Raw genomic sequence first — 20503 nt, 5'->3', positions numbered from 1 at the left:
GACTTCATCAAATAGTTTGATGGTTGAAGCCTACGCGGACAGTTCTGTCCAGTTCCGGTGCGTGGGGGCGACATCGTGACATCCGCCGCCTGGGGCAGGGGCGGGCGGAGGAGGGTGAAGTGATACGAGCGGCACGAGGTTTTCGTGCCGCTCGCAGGCCGGCGACTGCCGGACCGGGCCGGTCAGGCCCGTGAGCCAAGCCAGCGGATGCTGGCGCCCGGCGCATGAGGGGGTTTTTGATCGGTCATGATCAAAAACCGCGCGCATGAATACTTACGGCGCCGGTGCCGACGCCTTGTCGTAGAAGGCGTCCAGGTCGGCCACCATCTGCTTCAGCGCGTCGGGGTTCAGGTAAACCATGTGGCCGGACGGGTAGTACTTGAAGGTGATGTTCTTGCGCTGCGCCGGGTCCAGCTCCATGTGGCCGATGTCGTACTCCGTGGCGAAGAAGGGGGTCGCCATGTCGTACCAGCCGTTCAGCGACAGCAGCTGCAGGTGCGGGTTCTGGCGCATGGCGACGGCCAAGTCCAGTGCCACGTCCGGGCTTTCCATGCGGCTGTTGCCGATCTTGTGGTGCCAGTCCCACTGGCCGATGGCGCCCTCCGCCGCGCGGCGGTAGTCCAGGTCGGTCTTGTAGCCCAGATCACCGGCCAGGTAGGCCCGCTGGCTGGAGATGTAGGCGCTGGTGATGGCCCGGTCGGAGGGGTCGTATTCCGGGTTCTCGCCGGCGCTGTCGCTGTCCACGCCGACGAAGCGGCTGTCGAAGCGGCCCAGCGTCTGCGCCTGGTCGCGCAGCAACTCTTTCCGGAAGCGCTGCAGGTTCACGCGCAGCTTGGCGTGCTTGATGAAGTCCGCCGACAGGCCGGTATAGGCCGCCAGCTGCTTGGCCACCGCGTCGGTCTCCTCCGGCGTGATGTCCTGGCCCTTGGCGAGTGCTGCGGCATAGGGCCCGCGGGCGAAGTCGCGCACCTGTTGCAGGAAGGCGGGCAGGTCGGCGGGCTTGTTCGGGATGCGGTTGTGGTACCAGGCGGCGGCCGCGTAGCTGGGCAGGTACGAGGTGTAGATGGTGTCGAAGCCGGGCTGGCGGATGCCGTAGTTCAGGATGGTGGACAGCAGCACGACGCCGTTCAGATCCATGCCGTCCTGCTGCAGCCGGTTGGCCAGGGCCGCCGAGCGGGTGGTGCCGTAGGATTCGCCGAACAGGAATTTGGGGGAGTTCCAGCGGTTGTTCAGGCTGACATACCGGCCGATGGCGCGGGCGAAGGCGTCGATGTCCTGATCGACGCCGAAGAAGTCCTTGCCCTTGGCGTCGCCCAGCACGCGGGAATACCCCGTCTCCACCGCGTCGATGAACACCAGGTCGGTCTTGTCCAGCAGGCTGTCGTCGTTGGCGGAGAAGTTGTAGGGCGCGGGGGCGGTGTTGTCCGGGCTGTTGGTGCGCACCCGCACCGGCCCGAACGACCCCATGTGCAGCCACAGCGTGGCGGAGCCCGGGCCGCCGTTGTAGAGGAAGGTCACCGGACGCTTGGCCGCCGGCGCGCCCTCGGCCGTGTAGGCGACATAGAAGATGCTGGCGGTGGGCTTGCCCTCGTCATTGCGGATGGTCAGGGTGCCGGCGGTCGCCTGGTATTTGATGGTCTTGCCCTTGACCGTCACCGTATGGGACGTGGTCTTGGCCGTCTCGGCGATCGGCGCGCGGGCGGTGGCTTCCTCGATCTGGTCGGCGATCTTCTCGGCCTTGCCCTTGGCCGCGTCATGGGCCGCCTCGTGCCCGGCGTCCTTCTTGTCCTTGTCGTCGGCCCAGCTGCTGACAGCGACGGAGGCCAGCAACACCGCCGTCAGCGCGGTCACGATCGTCTTACGCATGCCCATCTCCTCTAGGGGGGATTTTGTATCCAATCTTGATGGGCGATTGGGCCGGCGGTGTCCAGGCTTTCAAGGCCGGGGTGCGGCATCCTGTCGCCGGGGCAGGCACCCCAGGCTGGCCAGGGTGTCGGCCACGGCGCGGTCCAGCGGCGTGTGCGGCTCGGTGCCCAAAAAGGCGGTGAGCCTGGCGTTGTCCAGGCGCAGGGGGCGCTGCCAGAGGTAGCGCATCTCCCGCAATTCGCGGAACGTGGTGACGAAGGGGCTGGCCAGGTGGACCAGCCACCAGGGGAAGGCGGTGATGCGCGGGCGCCTGGCGCCGGTCGTGACCACGGCATGCTGGATGGCCTCCGCCATGGCGACACCCCGGTCCAGCCAGTGGCCGCCGAATTGGAAGGTGGCGAAGGTCGGCAGGTCGTCCCGCCGGTCCAGCAACCGGGCCAGCGCCTCCGCCGCGTCGGGCAGGTAGGCCCAGGCATGGCCCACATCGTGGGCGCCGGGGTAGGGGATGGCCATCACCGGCTGGCCGGGTTTCACCAGCCCCTGGCTGAACCAGCTGCCGCCGGCGTCGGGGCCGAAGAAATCGCCGAAACGCAGGATCAGCACGGGCGTGCCCCCGTCGGCGGCCGCCCGCAGGCGCCGCTCCATCGCCACCCGGATGCCGCCCTTCACCGTCACCGGGTTCTGCGCCGTGTCCTCCGTCAGGATGTCCGGCGCATCCGGGCCGTAGTTATAGATGGTGCCCGGCAGGACGATGCGGGCGCCGTTGGCCTGGGCCGCCTTGAGGCTGTTGTCCAGCATGGGCAGCACCACCCGGTCCCAATCCTTGTAGCCGGGCGGGTTCACGGCATGGACGATGACGTCCACGCCCATGGCGGCGGCCGCGATGTCGGCGGCGTTCAGGGCGTCACCCCTGATCCATTGGGCGGCCGCCAGATCCGTGCGCTGAGACGGCCCCCGCGCCAGCGCCCGCACCGTCCAGCCGTGGCGCAGCAGGGCCGCCGCCGTCGCCCCGCCGATGCCGCCCCGGGCCCCCACCACCAGCGCCGTCCTGCCGTTCGTCGTCGTGTTCGTCATGTCGTCCTCCTCGGTTGGTGAGGAGAGGATGAGGGGGCGGGTTGATAGACGTAATTGCGGAAAATCGTGCCATCGATATACATAAATTTATGACTGACGCCGAACCCGGATGGGAACTCTACCGCTCCTTCCTTGCCGTGGTGCGGGAGGGCAGCCTGTCGGCGGCGGGCCGCGTGCTGGGCCTGACCCAGCCCAGCGTCGGCCGCCATGTGGAGGAACTGGAGCGCAGGCTGGGCGCCGCCCTGTTCACCCGCAGCCCCCAGGGGCTGCGGCCCACCGAAACCGCCCTGGAACTGCGCCCGCATGCGGAGGTGATGGCCGCCGCCGCGGCGGCCTTGCTGCGCACCGTTTCCGGCCCGGCTGACGCGCTGCGGGGTGCCGTGCGCCTGACGGCCAGCGAGGTGGTGGGGGTGGAGGTGCTGCCGCCCATCCTGGCCGCCTTCCACCGTGACCATCCCGGCGTGGCGGTGGAGCTGTCCCTGTCCAACGACACGGAGGATCTGCTGCGCCGTGACGCGGACATCGCCGTGCGCATGGTGCGGCCTATCCAGGGCGCCCTGCTGGCGCTGTCCCTGGGCGCCATCCCGGTGGGCTTCCACGCCCATCGCCGCTATCTGGACGCCCATGGCGTGCCCGGGACCCTGGCCGATCTGAACCGGCACAGCCTGATCGGCTTTGACCGGGAAACGGCGGCGGTGCGGGCCCTGCGCGGCACAGTGGAAAGCCAGGGCGTGGATCTGTCGCGCGACGCCTTCGCCTTCCGGGCCGACAGCGACCTGGCGCAACTGGCGGCCATCCGTGCCGGCTATGGCATCGGCATGTGCCAGACGGGGCTGGCCCGGCGCGACCCCGATCTGGTGTCCGTGCTGCCCCAGGCCTTCCGCCTGGACCTGGGCGTCTGGCTGGTCATGCACCAGGATTTGAAGGCCAGCCGCCGGGTGCGCCTGCTGCACGACCATCTGGCGCGGGGCCTGGGCGCCTATATCCGGGGGGAATGATGCCGGCTGCGGCGTCAAGTCCGGGGGAAGATGCGCCGTCATGACAGGTTCGGCATTGCCAGCGGTGTCACCTTGGGCCGACACTGCCGCCGCCAAAGCTGACGTTTCAATTTCAGGGTAGGAATAGCAATGAAGCTGCTGCGTTACGGCCCCGTGGGCCAGGAGAAACCCGGCCTGCTGGACGCCGCCGGCCAGATCCGCGACCTGTCGGGCCATGTGGCCGACATCGGCCCCGCCCAGCTGTCGGCGGAAAGCCTGGCGAAGCTGGCGGCGCTGGACCCGGCCAGCCTGCCGGTGGTGCCCGGCACCCCGCGCCTGGGCGTGCCCTACACCGGCATCTCCAAGTTCCTGGCCGTGGGCCTGAACTATGCCGACCACGCGGCGGAATCGAACCTGCCCCTGCCCAAGGAACCGGTGCTGTTCACCAAGGCCGTCAGCTGCCTGACCGGCCCCAATGATGAGGTCATGCTGCCCCAGGGCAGTGTGAAGACCGATTGGGAGGTCGAGCTGGGCATCGTCATCGGCAAGACCGCCCGTTACGTGGACGAGGCCGACGCCCTGGATCATGTCGCCGGCTACGCCCTGATCAACGACGTGTCGGAGCGCGAGTACCAGATCGAACGCGGCGGCACCTGGGACAAGGGCAAGGGCTGCGACACCTTCGGCCCCGTCGGCCCCTGGCTGGTGACCAAGGATGAGGTCGGCGACCCGCAGAACATTGATCTGTGGCTGGACGTCAACGGCACCCGCCGCCAGACCGGCAACACCGGCACCATGGTGTTCGGTGTTGCCACGCTGGTCAGCTACATCAGCCGCTTCATGACCCTGCAGCCCGGCGACCTGATCACCACCGGCACCCCGCCGGGTGTGGGCATGGGCATGAAGCCGGAGGCCGTCTACCTCAAGGCCGGCGACGTCATCCGCCTGGGCTCCGACACGCTGGGCACCCAGCAGCAGAACGTGGTGGCCTGGCACCGCTGAGGTGCCGTCGCCGCTGATGGTATAGAAGAACGGGGGCGGGGCGATCCGCCCCCGTTTCTTTTTGCACGGGTTGCCGCCATGCGTTTGCTGGTCACCGGTTCCTCCGGCGCCCTGGGCGCCACCATCGTCCGCCAGGCGCGGGCGCGTGGCTGGTCGGTGCGTGGGCTGGATTTGCGCCCGGGGCCCGGCACCGACATCGTGGCCGACATGTGCGACGCCCACGTCCTGGCCCGCTCGGTGGCGGGCGCGGATGTCGTCGTGCACACCGCGGCCCTGCACGCACCCCAGGTGGGTCAGGTGCCCGATGACGCGTTCCGCCGCGTCAACGTCGATGCCACCGCCACGCTGCTGGACTTGGGCGGCCGGGCCGGCGTGGGGCGCTTCGTTTATACCTCCACCACCTCCCTCTACGGTCACGCGCTGGTGCCGCCCGATGGCGGCATCGCCTGGGTGGATGAGGATTTGGCCCCGCGTCCGCGCGACATCTACGACGAAACCAAGCGGGATGCCGAACGCCTGTGCGCCGGCGCCGCTTTCCCGCGCGGCGCCGCCATCCTGCGCATCGCCCGCTGCTTCCGCGAGGTGGCGCCCCTGCGCGCCGCCCACCGCCTGCATCGTGGCCTCGCCATGGCCGACGCGGCGGCGGCGCATGTGCACGCCGCCGGCGTGGACGTGCCCGGCACCTTCGTCATCTCCGCCCTGACGCCCTTCACCCGCGCGGACGCCGGGGCGTTGGCCCAGGACGCCGCCGGCCTGATCCGCGACCGCCTGCCGCGTGTGGTGGCCCTGTTCGACCGCCGGGGCTGGCCCCTGCCGGCACGGCTGGACCGTGTCTACGATGCCAGCCGCGCCGTCCGGGTGCTGGGCTTCCGCCCGCGCTTCGACTTTTCGGGGTGGGTATAGCCAGTCATCTTGCCGCCAAAACCAGATGATGGGATCATTGATCTCAACGCTAGCGGCGGAGGGTGGTCATGGCTGGAAATCTGCACGTACGCAATCTCGATGACGATCTCATCGCCCGGCTGAAACAGCGGGCCGCACGTCATGGCCGGTCGGTGGAGGCGGAGCACCGCGAAATTCTGCGGCACGCCTTGGCCATTGAACTGGAACCCTCCTTCGAAAGCCTGGCGGCTGAACTGAGGCAGCTGTCGAAGGGGCGGACACACACGCCCGCCGAACAGTTGCAGCGTGAGGGGCGGGAAGAACGGTGACGGACCGCGTCATCGACGCCAGTGTGGCGATCAAATGGGTGGTGGACGAAGATGGGACGGCGCGGGCGCTTTCGCTGCTGCGCCGTTATCGGCTGATCGCCCCCGATCTTCTACTGCCCGAATGCGCGAATATTCTATGGAAGAAGGTCCAGCGTCAGGAATTGCTGCGGGAAGAGGCGCGGATGGCCGTGCGCCTGATCCAAACGGCAAGCCTGGAATTGCTGCCCATGCGGCAAATCTTCGAGAAGGCGACGCAGCTGTCCATTGATTTGGGACACCCCGCGTACGACTGCTTTTATCTGGTCGCGGCCCTTGAATACGGTTGTCCCTTCGTCACCGCGGATGACCGCCTGGTCCGCAAGCTGGCGCAGGTTCCCCCCACTATTTTCGATGGGGACGTGCGGCCGTTGATGGAAATCTGACGGGCGGCTTCGGTTGCCGCATTCACGGCCCCACCGCCCCCGCCAGCCATTTGCGCTCCCCCGCGTCATCCGCCGGGCTGCCGGTCCAGGTCAGGGCGGGGGCGGGCTTGTAGCTGATGTTGCTGCCGCGCGGGCGGTCCACCCACGCCTTGTGGCCGAAGTGCAGGCCGGCATAGCCGGAGGGCAGGGGCGTCCTGGTCATCTCCATGAAGATGGTGTCGGCGCCGGTCTCCGCGCCCGCCTGGCGCACATTGGGCATGGCCTGGAACAGATCCATCAGGTCCAGGCAGGCGGAGGTGCAGGTGCCGTCGGTCAGCAGGATCATCTGGCCGCGCATGGGGTTGATGGGCCGGTGCGCCGGGTGGGTGGGGGCCGGGTTCTCCGCCGTTTCGGTGAAGCTGGCCTGGCCGGCGGCGATGGCGTCGTCGTAGCGTTTCACCAGGGCGCGCAGGGTGCGGGCCTCGTCCGACAGGGTGGTGGCCGTCTCCACCGTTTTCAGGTTGGCCGCCATCGTGTCGCGGTTCATCTGGGTGGCGCGATAGACGACGGGGCCCAGGTTGGGGCGGTCGGCGTCCACCAGTTCAGGCTCCCACAGCAGCTTGGCCAGGGTTTCGGCGTAACCGCTGTCGCCGCCGTCATTGCCGCGCAGGTCGATCACCACCGTGCGGGCGTGGCGCAACGCCTCACGGTGCATCTTCACCGCTGCCAGCAGGCGCCGCCATTCCCTCTCGTCCTGCATGTCGGGCGCGCCGATCCACCACCCGTCCGGGCCCCAGCGCTCCACGCCGAAGCGGGCATGGGTGCTGGTGGGGGACGCGGCGGAGATGTCGATGGGTTCGGCCGCGCGGTAGGTCAGGGGATAGGACCGCGCCGTTCCGTCCGGCAACCGGAAGACGCAGGCCTTCAGCGGCGGCAGGAACAGGCCCTCGGTGCTCCACAGCAGCCAATACGCGGCGGCGCGTCGTCGCGGCTCCAGGTCGATGTTCACCCCGCGCCGGCCCTGGCGGTCACGGGTCAGGGCGTCGGCCGGGCTGTCGTCGCAGGTCGTCAGTTGGGCGCCTGCCGGCGGCAAGCGCTTGTCGGCGGGATGGTCGGTGACGGCATAGGCCGTGCCGGTCCAGGCCACGCTGAAGCCCGGCCATTGGAAGGTTCGCCCCCCTTGCGGCGTGCCTGGCACCGCGTTGACGCCGATATGGCTGTCGCGGAAGCCGCCGGCGTAGAAGGTCAGCAGGTCGAAATAGCTGATCGGGTCCTTCACCTGGGGCAGAAGCTTCTTGGCCTCTGTCCAGCCGTTCTCCAGCCAGGCGCGGAAGGGGGCGGCGTCCCGCTGCACCACCATGGCCGGGTGGCTGGTCGCCAGGATGTCGTGGATGGCCTGCAAATCCCGCTCGGCCACCCGGCCCCAATCCACGGGAAGGGCGGCGCGCGCCGACGGGGGCGCCAGCGCCAGCCAGGCGGCCGTCAGCGCCGCGCCGTATCGTTTCCATCGCTTCATGGACAGCAAGGATGGGGGCTGCCGCCCCCGCGTCAAGTGTCGCCCCCCGCCGCCAGGTCGATCAGGTCGGCGGCATCGTCCAGGCCCCGGCGGCGGGCGCCCTCGGCCGGGGTATGGCCCAGCGGGTTGCGGAAGGCGGGATCGGCACCGAAGGACAGCAGCAGTTCCGCCACCGCCATCGCTTTGGCCGGGTCGTCGGGCAGGCAGAACAGGGGCGGCTCGCCCTCCCGGTCCTGGCGGTTGGCGCGGTCAGTTTCCTCGGTCAGCAAGGCGCGCAGCCGGTCCACCGCGCCGGCGAAACACAGGCCGCGGAAATTGCGGCTGTGTCCGGCCAGCAGGTCGGCCATGGCTGCATGGCCGTGATAGACGGCGTGGGTCAGGGGCGATCCGCCGTAGCGCTGCTCCAGTGCGTCCACCTCCGCCCCGCGTGCGATCAGCAGGCGGGCGATATCGACAGCGCCGTGGTCGGCGGCGACGTGCAGGGCGCGGTAGTTCTTGTCATCTCCCACATCGGGCGGCATGCCCAGATCCAGCAGGGTTTCCATCATGGCGGTGGCGCCCCTGGCGATGGCGACCGTCATGGCGAGGGGGAGTGTCGGCAGGGTTGGATGCGCCCGCGCCAGCCGATCTACAGTGGCCGTATCGCCGGCCGCGACCGCTGCCACGAAGGCCTCCGCCGCCGTCAGTTGCGGCCGCGTGGCGCCATGGTGGACCAGCAGATCGGCCACGGCCCCGTACCCGCCCAGCACGGCGTGCTTGATGACCGGCAGGCCGCTGTAGAAGTTGACGCCGCGCGCGTCGGCGCCGTGGTCCAGCAGCCAGCGCACCCGGTTCGGATGGTTGTTGTTCACGGCGTTGCCCAGCAGGTAGGCGACGGCGCTGGCCGATTTCTTGCCCCCCAGGGCATTGGGGGCGGGGCCGGTCCATCTGGCCGTCTCATTCCGCCTGGCCGATTCCGCCCACAGCCAGCCCAGCCAGAAGGTGTCGTCGTCGCCCAGCGAGGTGTTGTACAGCGCCTGGGCGGCCAGCGGGTCGGCACCCCGGTCGATCAGCAGGCGGGCGAAAGCCTCGGCATCGGGATGGGGCGATTGCCCGCCCTCGCCACCGCCGATGACGCCCACCAGGGCGGTGAATTCCGGGTTCTTGTCCGACCAGCCGGCGTCCGCGTCGGCGCCCGCGTCCAGCAGCAGGGTGGCGACGGCCAGCGCGTCCCGCTGCACGTCCGGCGGCAGGCGGGCATAGGCCAGGCGGATCAGGGGCGTCCAGCCGTCGAAATCGCTGCGGTGGTGCGCCAGGCCGGGATCGCGGCCCAGCAGGGTGCCGACGGTTTCCAGGTCGTGGGCGGCGACGGCGGTGTGGATGTCGGCCCGCGCGATTTCGGGATGTCGGGCCAGCAGGCGGGCGGCCACGGTACCACGGGCCGGGCCGTCGCGCTCATAATCGCCCCAGGTGCGCGTGGCCGGATCGGTGCCGTAGCGATGGACGGATTTCTCCAGGAACAGGCGCACGCGCTCCGCGTGCGTGCGGGTCCGGTCCTCCACCTCCTGCTTCAGGGCCGCCCAGCTGGCGTGGCCGTGCTCGCGCGCCAGCGCCTGCTGCACCTCGCGCAGGGTGGGCGGGGCAGTGTGGCCGGGGAACTGGGTGAGGAAACGCAGGGCGGCTTGCGTGTCGCCGCCGGTAAGGGCCTTCAGCCAGCGCTTGGCCTCCCGCCGCAGCGCATCCACGCTGGTGCTGGCGGACAGGACGCGCGCAGAGGGGGTGTCGTTTGCCATGGGACCTTCCTTCCGAAAAACGCCCGATGTCCGCTTATCAAAGGGCCGGAAGAAGGGATGGATGTGGACGGCCGAAACCGGATGGGTGGGGGCTTGGCCCCCTTGCCGCGGACAGGTGGCGCCCCAATGCGCACTGTCGTGGATGAAACGGCGAACGCGCGGGGAAGTCAACTGTCAGGCTGACAGGACATTCAACGCAGCTGTGGATGCGTCGGGGACGGCACCCATTCGCGGCGGCCTTCCTCAAGCAACTCCCGGATTGAGATATTGCCAAGCGACTGGTGGTGGCTGTCGGCGATGATCTCGGCCGCAGCGGCTTTGGCGTCCTGGCGTACTTGGGTGGCGAGGTTCCGTGGCGGTTTGCCAACGATGCTGTGTGACATGACCATCACTCCCTTCACGGGATATCTTGGCATATCCCGCCAAAGGCGTCGCAAGGAACACGAAGGCGCAGGGGCCGTGATGTAAGGAAAGGCCGTTTGGCTGGGGGACTTGGATTCGAACCAAGGTTGACGGAGTCAGAGTCCGTAGTCCTACCGCTAGACGATCCCCCAGCAGGACGGGCCGCGACGACGCCGGTCGGCATCCCTTGTCCGATAACCGAAACTGTCGCGGAAGAAATTGGCTGGGGGACTTGGATTCGAACCAAGGTTGACGGAGTCAGAGTCCGTAGTCCTACCGCTAGACGATCCCCCAGCAGAACGGTCGCGGCGTTGATTGGCGCCGTGTCCGTCGGACGGCGCGGCTTATAACACCCCTCATGGGGGTTGTGTAGCCCTTTGTTGAATTTTTTTGGCGGGGCGGTGGCGGCTTGTGCGCAAGGGCCGCCGCCGCCGGGACAGGCGTGTGGCCACAGCGTGGCCCCGGGCGTGTGACGGTGGTGGTGCGCCGGCGCTTTCCTGGTCTAGGATGATCGCCTGTGTGCCGCACCGGCGCCGGGGCGCCCCCGCCGACAGATCGTTTCGGGGTTGCCGACCTGGCGGATGGGGGCGGTTTCGATGCGAAGAAGGCTGGTTCGGCGATGAGTGAAACGGGCGTTCAGCCCCAGCCGGGCACCGGCACCCCCCGGGGTGCGGGGCCGGGTGAGCCTATGCGGCGGCCGATTTTGGCCGCCTTGGACCTGGGCACCAACAACTGCCGCCTGCTGATCGCCCGGCCGGGGCGGGAGGGCTTTCGCATCATCGACGCCTTTTCCCGCATCGTGCGACTGGGTGAGGGCCTCAGCCGCACCAACGCCCTGTCGGATGAGGCCATGGCCCGCACGGTGGCGGCCCTGAAGATCTGCGGCAACAAGATGCGCCGGCGCGGCGTCACCGACGTGCGCGCCGTGGCGACGGAGGCCTGCCGCCGCGCCGCCAACTGCAACGCCTTCATCGACCGCGTGGTCGAGGAAACCGGCATCCGCATCGAGATCATCAGTGCGGAGGAGGAGGCGCGGCTGGCGCTGGCGGGATGCGCAGCATTGCTGAACCGCCGCATCCCCCGCGCCCTGGTGTTCGACATCGGCGGCGGCTCCACCGAGATCATGTGGCTGTCCTTCAACCGCGGCCGCCCCACCCTGATCGACCAGGTGTCGGTGCCCCAGGGGGTGGTCAGCCTGACGGAGACGTTCGGCGGCGACCGCGTGCTGCCCGAGGCCTATCGCGGCATGGTGGACACGGTGTCGTCGGCGCTGGCCGATTTCGACGCCCGCAACGACATCGGGCGCGAGGTCGCGGCCGGCCGGGTGCAGATGCTGGGCACGTCCGGCACCGTCACCACCCTGGCCGGCATCCGCCTGGGCCTCACCCGGTACGACCGCGCCCAGGTCGATGGCTCCTGGCTGGGCCTGGATGAGGCGCGGGCCATCAGCAAGTCATTGCTGGACCTGGACTATGCCGGCCGCTCCGCCCATCCCTGCATCGGGCATGACCGGGCCGACCTGGTGATCGCCGGCTGCGCCGTGCTGGAGGCCATCTGGGAACGCTGGCCGGTGGAGAATTTGCGCATCGCCGACCGCGGCGTGCGTGAGGGCATCCTGACCGAACTGATGGCTGCCACGCGCGTGCCCGGTTGATCTTTACCTTGCCTTTGCGGGCGGTGGCGCCAATATCCGCCGCTTGCATTGAATCTTAGTTGACGGGCGTCCGCGCCCGGTCCGCCAAACCGGGTTTGCGCACACCATGACCAAAAGCACCAAGGATCTCGGCAGCAAGTTGAGCGGGCGCGGCCTGACTGTCCGCGTCAAGACGGCGGCCAAGCGCTCCAACTCCTCCGCCCGCTGGCTGGAACGCCAACTGAACGATCCCTACGTGGCCGAGGCCAAGAAGCGCGGCTATCGCTCGCGCGCGGCCTTCAAGATGCTGCAGCTGGATGAGAAGTACCACCTGCTGCGGCCCGGCACCCGCGTGGTCGATCTGGGTGCCGCCCCTGGCGGCTGGACCCAGGTGGCGGTGGAAAAGGTGCGCGGCGCCAAGGTTATCGGCCTGGACATCCTGGGCATGGATGAGGTGCCCGGCGCCATCACCATGCAGCTGGACTTCCTGCTGCCGGAGGCGCCGGATCGCCTGAAGGAGGCGTTGGGCGGCCCGGCCGACGTGGTGCTGTCCGACATGGCGGCCCCCACCACCGGCCATCCCAAGACCGACCATCTGCGCATCATGGCCCTGGCGGATGCCGCCTACGCCTTTGCGGCCGAGGTGCTGGCGCCCGGCGGGGCGTTCGTCGCCAAGCTGTTCCAGGGCGGGGCGGAGCGCAGCCTGCTGGACCAGCTGAAGCGCGACTTCGCCGTCGTCCGCCACGCCAAGCCGGCGGCCAGCCGCGCCGACAGTTCGGAGACCTACGTCGTAGCCACCGGCTTCCGCGGACACAGCGTTCGGCTGGATGTGGAAGATGAGGACGCGCAGGGCTGATTTCGCGCGCCCTCAGGTGCCGGGCGCCGCCGTCCGGCGGCTTGGCTGGTCCTCGCTTTTCAGTCCGCTTCGCTCCCCAAAAAGCTCCGGCGGCCCCGCTTGGGGCCTGCAGCGGCATGGTGCATGCCGCTGGCTTGCGCGTTGTTCCGTGAGGACAAGCCCTCCCGCTCCCCACGCAAGTCTGCCATGGCGGATTTGACCCACATGTGGTGGGTTCACATCCGCACGGTGGCGTGTATAGTGCGTCGAACCTTAAGCCCTGGACGACACGGCCGGCCCCCGAATGTGGGGGTGGGCAGGTCGTCCCATACCCGTATTCGACGCCTGGCCGCCCGCTGCCCCATGGGTTGGCCGCCTAGGGAGAATGGTTCATGACCCGTGCGCTCCAAATCCGCGAAGCCCTGACCTTCGACGACGTCTTGCTGGAGCCTGCGGCGTCCAGTGTGATGCCGGGCGAGGTGGACACCCGCACCCGTCTGACCAAGACCATTGAGCTGGGCATTCCCCTGCTGTCGTCCGCCATGGACACGGTGACCGAGGCGGCGCTGGCCATCGCCATGGCGCAGGCCGGCGGCCTGGGCGTCATCCACCGCAATATGGACATCGAGCGCCAGGCCGAGGAAGTGCGCCGGGTGAAGCGGTTCGAGTCCGGCATGGTGGTGAACCCCATCACCATCGCCGCCGACGCCACCCTGGCCGACGCCCTGGGCCTGATGGCGCGCTATCACATCTCCGGCATTCCGGTGGTGGAGAATGGCGCTGCCGGCAAGCTGGTCGGCATCCTGACCAACCGCGACGTGCGGTTCGCCACCAATCCGCACCAGCCGGTGTCGGAGCTGATGACGCACCAGAACCTGATCACCGTGCGTGAGGGCGTGGGCAAGGACGAGGCCAAGCGCCTGCTGCACAGCCACCGCATCGAAAAGCTGCTGGTGGTGGACGACGCCTACCGCTGCATCGGCCTGATCACGGTGAAGGACATCGAGAAGGCGCAGTCGCACCCCAACGCCTGCAAGGATGAGAAGGGCCGCCTGCGCGTGGCCGCCGCCACCGGCACCGGCCCTGACGGGCTGGCCCGCGCCGAGGCCCTGTTCGACGCCGGCGTGGACGTGCTGGTGGTCGACACCGCCCACGGCCATTCCGCCAAGGTGCTGGACCAGGTGGCCGCTGCCCGCAAGCTCAGCAACTACACCCAGGTCATCGCCGGCAACGTCGCCACCGGCGCCGCCGCCCTGGCGCTGATCGACGCCGGCGCCGACGCCATCAAGGTGGGCATCGGCCCGGGTTCCATCTGCACCACCCGCATCGTGGCCGGCGTGGGCGTGCCGCAGCTGACCGCCGTGATGGACGTGGTGGACGCCTGCCGTGAACGCGGCATCCCCGTCATCGCCGACGGCGGCATCAAGTATTCCGGCGACCTGGCCAAGGCCATCGCCGCCGGCGCCGATTGCGCCATGCTGGGCAGCATGTTCGCCGGCACCGACGAAAGCCCGGGCGAGGTCATCCTGTACCAGGGCCGCAGCTACAAGAGCTATCGCGGCATGGGCTCGGTGGGCGCCATGGCCCGCGGTTCCGCCGACCGTTACTTCCAGGCGGAAGTCAGCAACACCCTGAAGCTGGTGCCGGAAGGCGTGGAAGGCCGCGTGCCCTACAAGGGCCCCGTGGGCAGCGTCATCCACCAGCTGGTGGGCGGCCTGCGCGCCGCCATGGGCTACACCGGCAACGGCACCCTGGCCGAGATGCAGACCAACTGCCGCTTCGTGCGCATCACCAACGCGGGCCTGCGCGAAAGCCACGTCCACGACATCCAGATCACCAACGAGTCGCCGAACTACCGTCCGGGTTGATCCGGCGCGTCGTTCCGCCCTTATGATCGAGAGCCGGCTCGTGTTCCCCATGGGAACCCCAGCCGGCTCTTTAGTTTTTCGGCCGGTTTCAGAAAGAAGAAGTCCCGCCATGACCCCGACCGCCCGTTTGCAGGCCGCCATTGATCTTCTGACGGAAGTGCTGGCCACGCCGCGTCCCGCCGATGCCGTGGCCAGCGCCTTCTTCCGCGCCCGCCGCTACATCGGCGCCAAGGACCGCACCGATGTGGCGGAACGTGTCTACGGCATCCTGCGCCGTTGGGCCCGCCTGCATTGGTGGCTGAACCGGTCCGGTTATGGTGGGGAAGGCCAGCCGGCGATCGACGGGCGCGCCCTGCTGATCGCCGACGAACTGCTGCATCGGGGGCGTTCGGCGGCCTCGGTGGCGGAGCATTTCAACGGCGGCAAGTTCGCGCCGTTCCCGCTGGAGGCGGCGGAGCGCGCCCTGATCGCGGCCCTGGAAACCCACACGCTGGATCATCCGCAGCAGCCCGACGCCGTGCGCGTCGAGGTGCCGGACTGGGCGGCGGAGACCTTGCAGAAGGCGCTGGGCGAACGTTTCGTTACCGAAATGGAAGCCATGCTGGGCAAGGCCCCCATGGATCTGCGCGTCAACCCGGTAAAGGGCACGCGCGACCAGGCGCTGGCCGCCTTGCGCAAGGCGGGGGTGGAGGCGGAGGCCACCAATATCTCCGCCCTGGGCATCCGGGTGCGCAACCGTTTCCCCATCGCCACGCTGCCGGCCTTCCAGGAAGGCCTGCTGGAAATCCAGGATGAGGGCTCGCAGCTGGTGGCCTTCGCCACCAACCCGCAGCCGGGCCAGCAGGTGGTGGATTTCTGCGCCGGCGCCGGCGGCAAGACCCTGGCCATCGCCGCCATGATGGCCAACAAGGGCCGCGTGGTCGCCTGCGACGTGCTGGACGGCCGCCTGAAGCGCGCCCAGGAACGGTTCCGCCGGGCGGGCCTGCACAATATCGAGACGCGGCCGCTGAAGTCCGCCCGCGATCCGTGGGTGAAGCGCCACAAGGCGCGCTTCGACCGCGTGGTGGTGGACGCGCCGTGCAGCGGCACCGGCACCTGGCGCCGCAACCCCGACGCCCGCTGGCGCCAGCTGGGCCCGGGCTTGAGCGAACTGCTGCCCCTGCAGGCGGAGATCCTGGACAGCGCCGCCCGCCTGGTGCGGCCCGGCGGGCGGCTGGTCTATGCCACCTGCTCGCTGTTGCCGGAGGAGAATCAGGACCAGGTGGCCAGCTTCCTGGCCACCCATCCGGACTTCACCCTGCTGCCCATCGCCCAGGCCTGGCCCGAGGGCATGGGCACGCCGCCGGCCACGGGCGACATGCTGTCGCTGTCCCCGGCCCGCCATGACACCGACGGTTTCTTCGCCGCCGTCATGGTGCGCAAGGACGCGCCGGTGGTGGCGGATGCGGCCGAGCCGGCCGAGCCGGCCGAGGATGCCGCGGATGAGGCCGTCGCCGAAGCCTGACCCCGCGGCCTCGGACCCTTGCCCGGAATGATCCCCGCGGACCGGTTGCGCCGCCCCTGGCGGGCGGCCCCGTTCTGCGGCAGGATGATGCCCATGGTAACGGGAACGAGGGGCGGCCCATGGCTCACGGTCCGGCGGAAATCGGTTTGGTGCGGCCCGCCACCGCGGCGGACGCCGCGGCCATCGCCCGCGTCCATGTCGCCAGCTGGCGCAGCACATATCCGGGGCAACTGCCCGACCAGTACCTGGTGGGCCTGTCGCCCGAGGCGCACGCCGCCCGCTGGCAGGGTCTGCTGAACGGCCGCCAGCGCCGCACCTTCGTCGCCATCGGGGAGAATATCGCCGCCGACGGCCTGCCGGCCACGGGCGTGGTGGGTTTCTCCACCTGCGGTCCCCAGCGCACCGACATGCGCGGGTATGAGGGCGAGTTCTACGCCATCTACCTGTACGACCACGCCCAGAACCAGGGCCATGGCCGCCGCCTGATGGCCACCATGGCCACGGAACTGCTGGCCGGCGGCATGCGTTCGGCTTGCGTCTGGGTGCTGCGCGACAATCCCGCCCGCTGGTTCTACGAGCGCCTGGGCGGCACCCGCCTGGCGGAACAACCCATCACCTTCGCCGGCACCCGCCTGACCGAGGTCGCCTACGGCTGGCTGGACCTGGCGCCGCTGGCGCGGCTGTCGTCGTACAGCGAGGGGTGAGGGCCTTTCGTTTGCCTCAAACGCCGGCGGCGCATCCGCGCCTTGGCTTATCCTCGATTTCCAGTCCGCTTCGCTCCCCAGAAATCTGCGGCGGCCACGGTCGTGGCCTAGCGCTGGCGCGCGTCTTCAAAGCCGCCGCAGCACCGTGAAATGCACCGACCGCCGCACGCGGAAGCCCAGCTTTTCATAGATTTTCTTGGCGGCTTCGTTTTCCGTCTTCACGTGCAGGAAGGGCGTCTTGCCTTCGGTGGCGATGCCCACGGCCACGGCGGCGACCAGGGTTTGGGCCAGTCCCCGGCCCCGGAAATCCGGATCGGTGCAGACGGCGCTGATCTCCCGCAATCCGGGCAGGTGCATGCGTTGGCCGGTCATGGCCATCAACCGGCCGTCCCCGCTGCGCAGGCCGAAATAGGCGCCCATGCGGATGGTGCCTTCCAGGAAGGGGCCAGGCTCCGTCCGTGCCGCCAGATCCATCATGTCGGGCACGTCGGCGGTGCCCAGGGGCAGCAGCGGCACGGGCGGCGGCGGGGGCGGGTCCTGGCACACCATCTGGTCCACCTCCCGCGCGCGCAGCACCTGCCAATCCTGGGCGGGGAAGTCCAGGGCCGTCGGGCTGACCAGGCCGATGGTGTGGCCGGCCGGTACCAGGGTCGCCAGATCGGCCAAGGCCGCGGCCGACGGTTCCGCCAGGCCGGCGAGGGGGGAGATGTGCTCCTGATAGCGGGCGGCCCGGCCGTGCACCTGCCCCAGGGGTTGGTGGGCTGTGGTCACGGCGTTCCAGACGGGATTGTCCAGCAAAGTCAGATCAGCCAAGACGGGTGCCCCCAGGGTGTTTCCCATTGAATGGGGGTGCCGCCCCGCCAGCGCAAGGGGCTAATGCCGGGCCACCGCCGTGGCGATGAAGCCGGTGATGGCGTCCATCACCCCGGGCGCCAGCGGCAAGGTGGGGTCGGCATAGGTCGCCAGATTGGCCGGGCGGTCGGCCGGCGCCGTCTTCAGCACATGGTTGGCCCCGGGGATGAGGGCCAGGGTGGCCGCCGGCTGCGCCTGGGCCAGCAGGCGGGCGTCCGCCACCGACACCTGCAGGTCCGTCTCGCCCTGAAGGATCAGCAGCGGCACCGTCAGGGCGCCCGCCCCCTTGGCCGGATCCAAGGCCATCATGGAGATGAGGTAGGGCTGGACGGCCGGGCGGAACATGGCCTGCAAGGGGGGCGGCACATCCGCCACCGTCTGGCCGCCGGCCAGGGACGCCTCGATGGATGCCGCCTTTTCCACCAGGGCGGGTGGGGCGCCGCTGGCCTTCATCTGCTCGATCAGGACTTGCCCAAAGGGCCGGCCGCTGCCGGACAGGGACAGCACGCCGCAAACCGGCGCCTTGTCCACCGCCAGCTTCGCGGCCGCCAGGGTGGCGATGGTGGCGCCCTCGGAATGGCCCAGCAGCAGGACGCAGCCCACCTTGGGCTGCTTTGTGATAAGGCGCGCCCAGGCGGCCATGTCATCGACATAGGTGGTGAAGCGCAGCTTGTCTTCCCCTGGGCAGGCGCCGGCGCTGGCGGCGATGCAGCGCTTGTCCACCCGCAGGCTGGCGATGCCGTGGGTGGCCAGGCCCTGGGCGATCAGCTTCAGGGTGTCGGGATGGACGCCGGGGATGCGGCTGTTGCCGTCGCGATCGGTGGGGCCGGAACCCGCCTGGATCACCACCGCCGGGCCGCCCGCCCAACCGTCGGGGATCATCAGGGTGCCGTGCAGGGCTCCCAAGGTCGCGCCGCCGTCCCCCATGCCGCCGTCCAGGGTGAGGTCGCTTTCAGTGGGCGGTACGGCCTGCGCCTGGCCGGGCAGAGGGGCCAGTAAGGACGCCAGGGCCAGCAAGGCTGCGGCGATGAGGTGGGGCAGGCGACGGGTCAGGGACGCGATCACGGGACGGATGCTCCTTCAGTGGTGCGGACGTATGCACGTAGTTCGTTAGTTAGCAAAATAACAAATCAATGTCCATGGGCTGTCCCGCCTTGCCCCCCGTGCCCATATGCTGGCGTGGGTCCAGCCCGCGTCCGGCGCGGGGTGCCCTTGCCCGTCCGGCGCTTGCCGTCCAAAGGCGCTTGGACTAGCGTGCGGCCACTCGCGAAACCCCACATATATGGATGAAGCCATGGCAACGCCGACGACCTCCAATCGGGTTCTGATTCTCGATTTCGGGTCGCAGGTGACCCAGCTGATCGCCCGCCGTGTGCGCGAGGCCGGGGTCTATTGCGAAATCCACCCGTTCTCGATGGCGGAAGCGGCCATCCAGACCTACAACCCCGGCGCCATCATCCTGTCGGGCAGCCCGGCCTCGGTGACGGAGCCCGGCAGCCCGCGTGCGCCGGAGATCGTGTTCACCGCCGGCGTGCCCGTGCTGGGCATCTGCTACGGCCAGCAGACCATGTGCGAACAGCTGGGCGGCAAGGTGGTGCTGGGCGACACCCGTGAGTTCGGCCGCGCCTTCGTCGACGTGAAGGAGCCCTGCGCCCTGTTCGAAGGCGTGTGGCAGGTCGGCGCGCGCGAGCAGGTGTGGATGAGCCATGGCGACCACGTCGCCCAGCTGCCCGAAGGCTTCCGCATCGTCGCGACCAGCGAGGGCGCGCCCTACGCCATCATCGCCGATGACGCCCGCCGCTTCTACGCCGTGCAGTTCCATCCGGAGGTGGTGCATACCCCCCATGGCTCCGCCCTGATCGCCAACTTCCTGTTCGCCGTCGCCGGCCTGTCGGGCGACTGGACCATGGCCGCGTTCAAGAACGCCGCCATCGAGAAGATCCGCGCCCAGGTCGGTACCGGCAAGGTTATCTGCGGCCTGTCCGGCGGCGTCGACAGCTCGGTGGCCGCCGTGCTGATCCATGAGGCCATCGGCGACCAGCTGACCTGCATCTTCGTCGACACCGGCCTGATGCGCGCCGGCGAGGCGGATGAGGTCGTGACCCTGTTCCGCGACCATTACAACATCCCGCTGGTGCACGTGGACGCGGCCGACCTGTTCCTGGGCAAGCTGGCCGGCGTCAGCGATCCGGAGGTGAAGCGCAAGACCATCGGCGCCACCTTCATCGAGATCTTCGACGTCGAGGCGAAGAAGATCGGCGGCGCCGGTTTCCTGGCCCAGGGCACGCTCTACCCCGACGTGATCGAAAGCGTCAGCTTCACCGGCGGCCCCAGCGTCACCATCAAGTCGCACCACAATGTGGGCGGCCTGCCGGAACGCATGAACCTGAAGCTGGTGGAACCGCTGCGCGAGCTGTTCAAGGACGAGGTGCGCCGCCTGGGCGTGGAACTGGGCCTGCCCCCCGCCTTCATCGGCCGCCACCCCTTCCCGGGCCCCGGCCTGGCCATCCGCATCCCTGGCGAGATCACGCCGGAGAAGCTGGACATCCTGCGCAAGGCCGACGTGGTCTACCTGGACGAAATCCGCAAGGCCGGCCTGTACGACAAGATCTGGCAGGCCTTCGCCGTCCTGCTGCCGGTGCGCACCGTCGGCGTGATGGGCGATGGCCGCTCCTACGACTACGCCTGCGCCTTGCGCGCCGTGACCTCGGTCGACGGCATGACGGCGGACTACTACCCCTTCGAACACGAGTTCCTGGGCCGCGTGGCCACCCGCATCATCAATGAGGTGCGCGGCATCAACCGCGTGACCTACGACATCACCAGCAAGCCGCCGGGGACCATTGAGTGGGAGTGAGGGGCGGCGATTTCCGCATGGAATATTTT

General features: G+C 69.2%; 18 protein-coding genes and 2 tRNA genes. 11 read left to right on the top strand and 9 right to left on the bottom strand.

From position 1 onward, the window contains the following. Positions 1-273: 273 nt before the first annotated feature. Entirely contained in the window at positions 274-1866 is a 1593-nt protein-coding gene (locus tag PW843_16550) for a peptidase S10 (GenBank protein ID MDE1148210.1), read from the bottom strand. A 69-nt stretch (positions 1867-1935) separates the two neighbouring features. Continuing rightward, positions 1936-2940, bottom strand: coding sequence for an NAD(P)H-binding protein (locus PW843_16545; protein MDE1148209.1), 1005 nt, complete (start codon positions 2938-2940; stop codon positions 1936-1938). An 89-nt stretch (positions 2941-3029) separates the two neighbouring features. On the opposite strand from PW843_16545, the gene PW843_16540 reads away from it, so the two are divergent. The 5 genes from PW843_16540 to PW843_16520 all read left to right on the top strand — a co-directional run bounded on the left by PW843_16540 (position 3030) and on the right by PW843_16520 (position 6552). Further along, positions 3030-3938, top strand: a complete 909-nt coding sequence (locus PW843_16540; protein ID MDE1148208.1) for a LysR family transcriptional regulator — start codon at positions 3030-3032, stop codon at positions 3936-3938. Positions 3939-4067: 129 nt separating this feature from the next. Beyond that, positions 4068-4919: a fumarylacetoacetate hydrolase family protein gene (locus tag PW843_16535; GenBank protein MDE1148207.1), complete on the top strand. Its 852-nt coding sequence runs from the start codon at positions 4068-4070 to the stop codon at positions 4917-4919. A gap of 78 nt (positions 4920-4997) precedes the next feature. Further along, positions 4998-5822, top strand: coding sequence for an NAD(P)-dependent oxidoreductase (locus PW843_16530; GenBank protein ID MDE1148206.1), 825 nt, complete (start codon positions 4998-5000; stop codon positions 5820-5822). A gap of 68 nt (positions 5823-5890) precedes the next feature. Further along, entirely contained in the window at positions 5891-6130 is a 240-nt protein-coding gene (locus tag PW843_16525; GenBank protein ID MDE1148205.1) for a plasmid stabilization protein, read from the top strand. Continuing rightward, positions 6127-6552 (top strand): type II toxin-antitoxin system VapC family toxin, encoded by a 426-nt coding sequence (locus PW843_16520; protein MDE1148204.1) that lies wholly within the window; start codon positions 6127-6129, stop codon positions 6550-6552. The genes PW843_16525 and PW843_16520 overlap by 4 nt, the downstream gene beginning before the upstream one ends. Before the next feature lie 22 nt (positions 6553-6574). Here PW843_16520 and PW843_16515 read toward each other — a convergent pair whose 3' ends face one another. From PW843_16515 to PW843_16495, 5 genes are all read right to left on the bottom strand, one after another. Further along, entirely contained in the window at positions 6575-8047 is a 1473-nt protein-coding gene (locus PW843_16515; GenBank protein MDE1148203.1) for a S41 family peptidase, read from the bottom strand. Between the two features lie 32 nt (positions 8048-8079). Beyond that, positions 8080-9819 (bottom strand): ankyrin repeat domain-containing protein, encoded by a 1740-nt coding sequence (locus PW843_16510; GenBank protein MDE1148202.1) that lies wholly within the window; start codon positions 9817-9819, stop codon positions 8080-8082. Between the two features lie 191 nt (positions 9820-10010). Beyond that, positions 10011-10202: a hypothetical protein gene (locus PW843_16505; protein MDE1148201.1), complete on the bottom strand. Its 192-nt coding sequence runs from the start codon at positions 10200-10202 to the stop codon at positions 10011-10013. Positions 10203-10299: 97 nt separating this feature from the next. After that, positions 10300-10373: transfer RNA gene (locus PW843_16500), tRNA-Gln, on the bottom strand. 68 nt (positions 10374-10441) lie between these two features. Continuing rightward, positions 10442-10515, bottom strand: a tRNA-Gln gene (locus PW843_16495). Positions 10516-10840: 325 nt separating this feature from the next. Here PW843_16495 and PW843_16490 point away from each other — a divergent pair. The 5 genes from PW843_16490 (at position 10841) to PW843_16470 (ending at position 16765) form a co-directional block, all read left to right on the top strand. Beyond that, on the top strand, positions 10841-11875 hold the full coding sequence (locus PW843_16490; GenBank protein ID MDE1148200.1) for a Ppx/GppA phosphatase family protein: 1035 nt from the start codon (positions 10841-10843) through the stop codon (positions 11873-11875). Between the two features lie 106 nt (positions 11876-11981). Then, positions 11982-12710, top strand: coding sequence for an RlmE family RNA methyltransferase (locus tag PW843_16485; GenBank protein MDE1148199.1), 729 nt, complete (start codon positions 11982-11984; stop codon positions 12708-12710). A gap of 371 nt (positions 12711-13081) precedes the next feature. Then, a complete protein-coding gene (gene guaB / locus PW843_16480) occupies positions 13082-14557 on the top strand; it encodes an IMP dehydrogenase (protein MDE1148198.1) in 1476 nt (491 codons plus the stop codon). A gap of 109 nt (positions 14558-14666) precedes the next feature. Beyond that, positions 14667-16061, top strand: coding sequence for an RsmB/NOP family class I SAM-dependent RNA methyltransferase (locus PW843_16475; GenBank protein MDE1148197.1), 1395 nt, complete (start codon positions 14667-14669; stop codon positions 16059-16061). Positions 16062-16180: 119 nt separating this feature from the next. After that, a complete protein-coding gene (locus PW843_16470; protein ID MDE1148196.1) occupies positions 16181-16765 on the top strand; it encodes a GNAT family N-acetyltransferase in 585 nt (194 codons plus the stop codon). A 126-nt stretch (positions 16766-16891) separates the two neighbouring features. On the opposite strand, the gene PW843_16465 is transcribed toward PW843_16470, so the two are convergent. Both PW843_16465 and PW843_16460 read right to left on the bottom strand, forming a co-directional pair. Beyond that, positions 16892-17578 carry a GNAT family N-acetyltransferase gene (locus PW843_16465; protein MDE1148195.1) on the bottom strand — a complete coding sequence of 229 codons (687 nt, stop codon included), beginning with the start codon at positions 17576-17578 and terminating at the stop codon, positions 16892-16894. 60 nt (positions 17579-17638) lie between these two features. After that, positions 17639-18682: an alpha/beta fold hydrolase gene (locus PW843_16460; GenBank protein ID MDE1148194.1), complete on the bottom strand. Its 1044-nt coding sequence runs from the start codon at positions 18680-18682 to the stop codon at positions 17639-17641. A gap of 229 nt (positions 18683-18911) precedes the next feature. Here PW843_16460 and guaA point away from each other — a divergent pair, with 229 nt between their 5' ends. Continuing rightward, a complete protein-coding gene (gene guaA, locus PW843_16455; GenBank protein ID MDE1148193.1) occupies positions 18912-20474 on the top strand; it encodes a glutamine-hydrolyzing GMP synthase in 1563 nt (520 codons plus the stop codon). Positions 20475-20503: the final 29 nt, after the last annotated feature.

It is taken from the genome of Azospirillaceae bacterium (assembly GCA_028283825.1).
Classification (GTDB): Bacteria; Pseudomonadota; Alphaproteobacteria; order Azospirillales; family Azospirillaceae; genus Nitrospirillum.
Note: the sequence above shows the minus strand (reverse complement) of the source record. Positions and strands in the feature narration are given on the sequence as shown.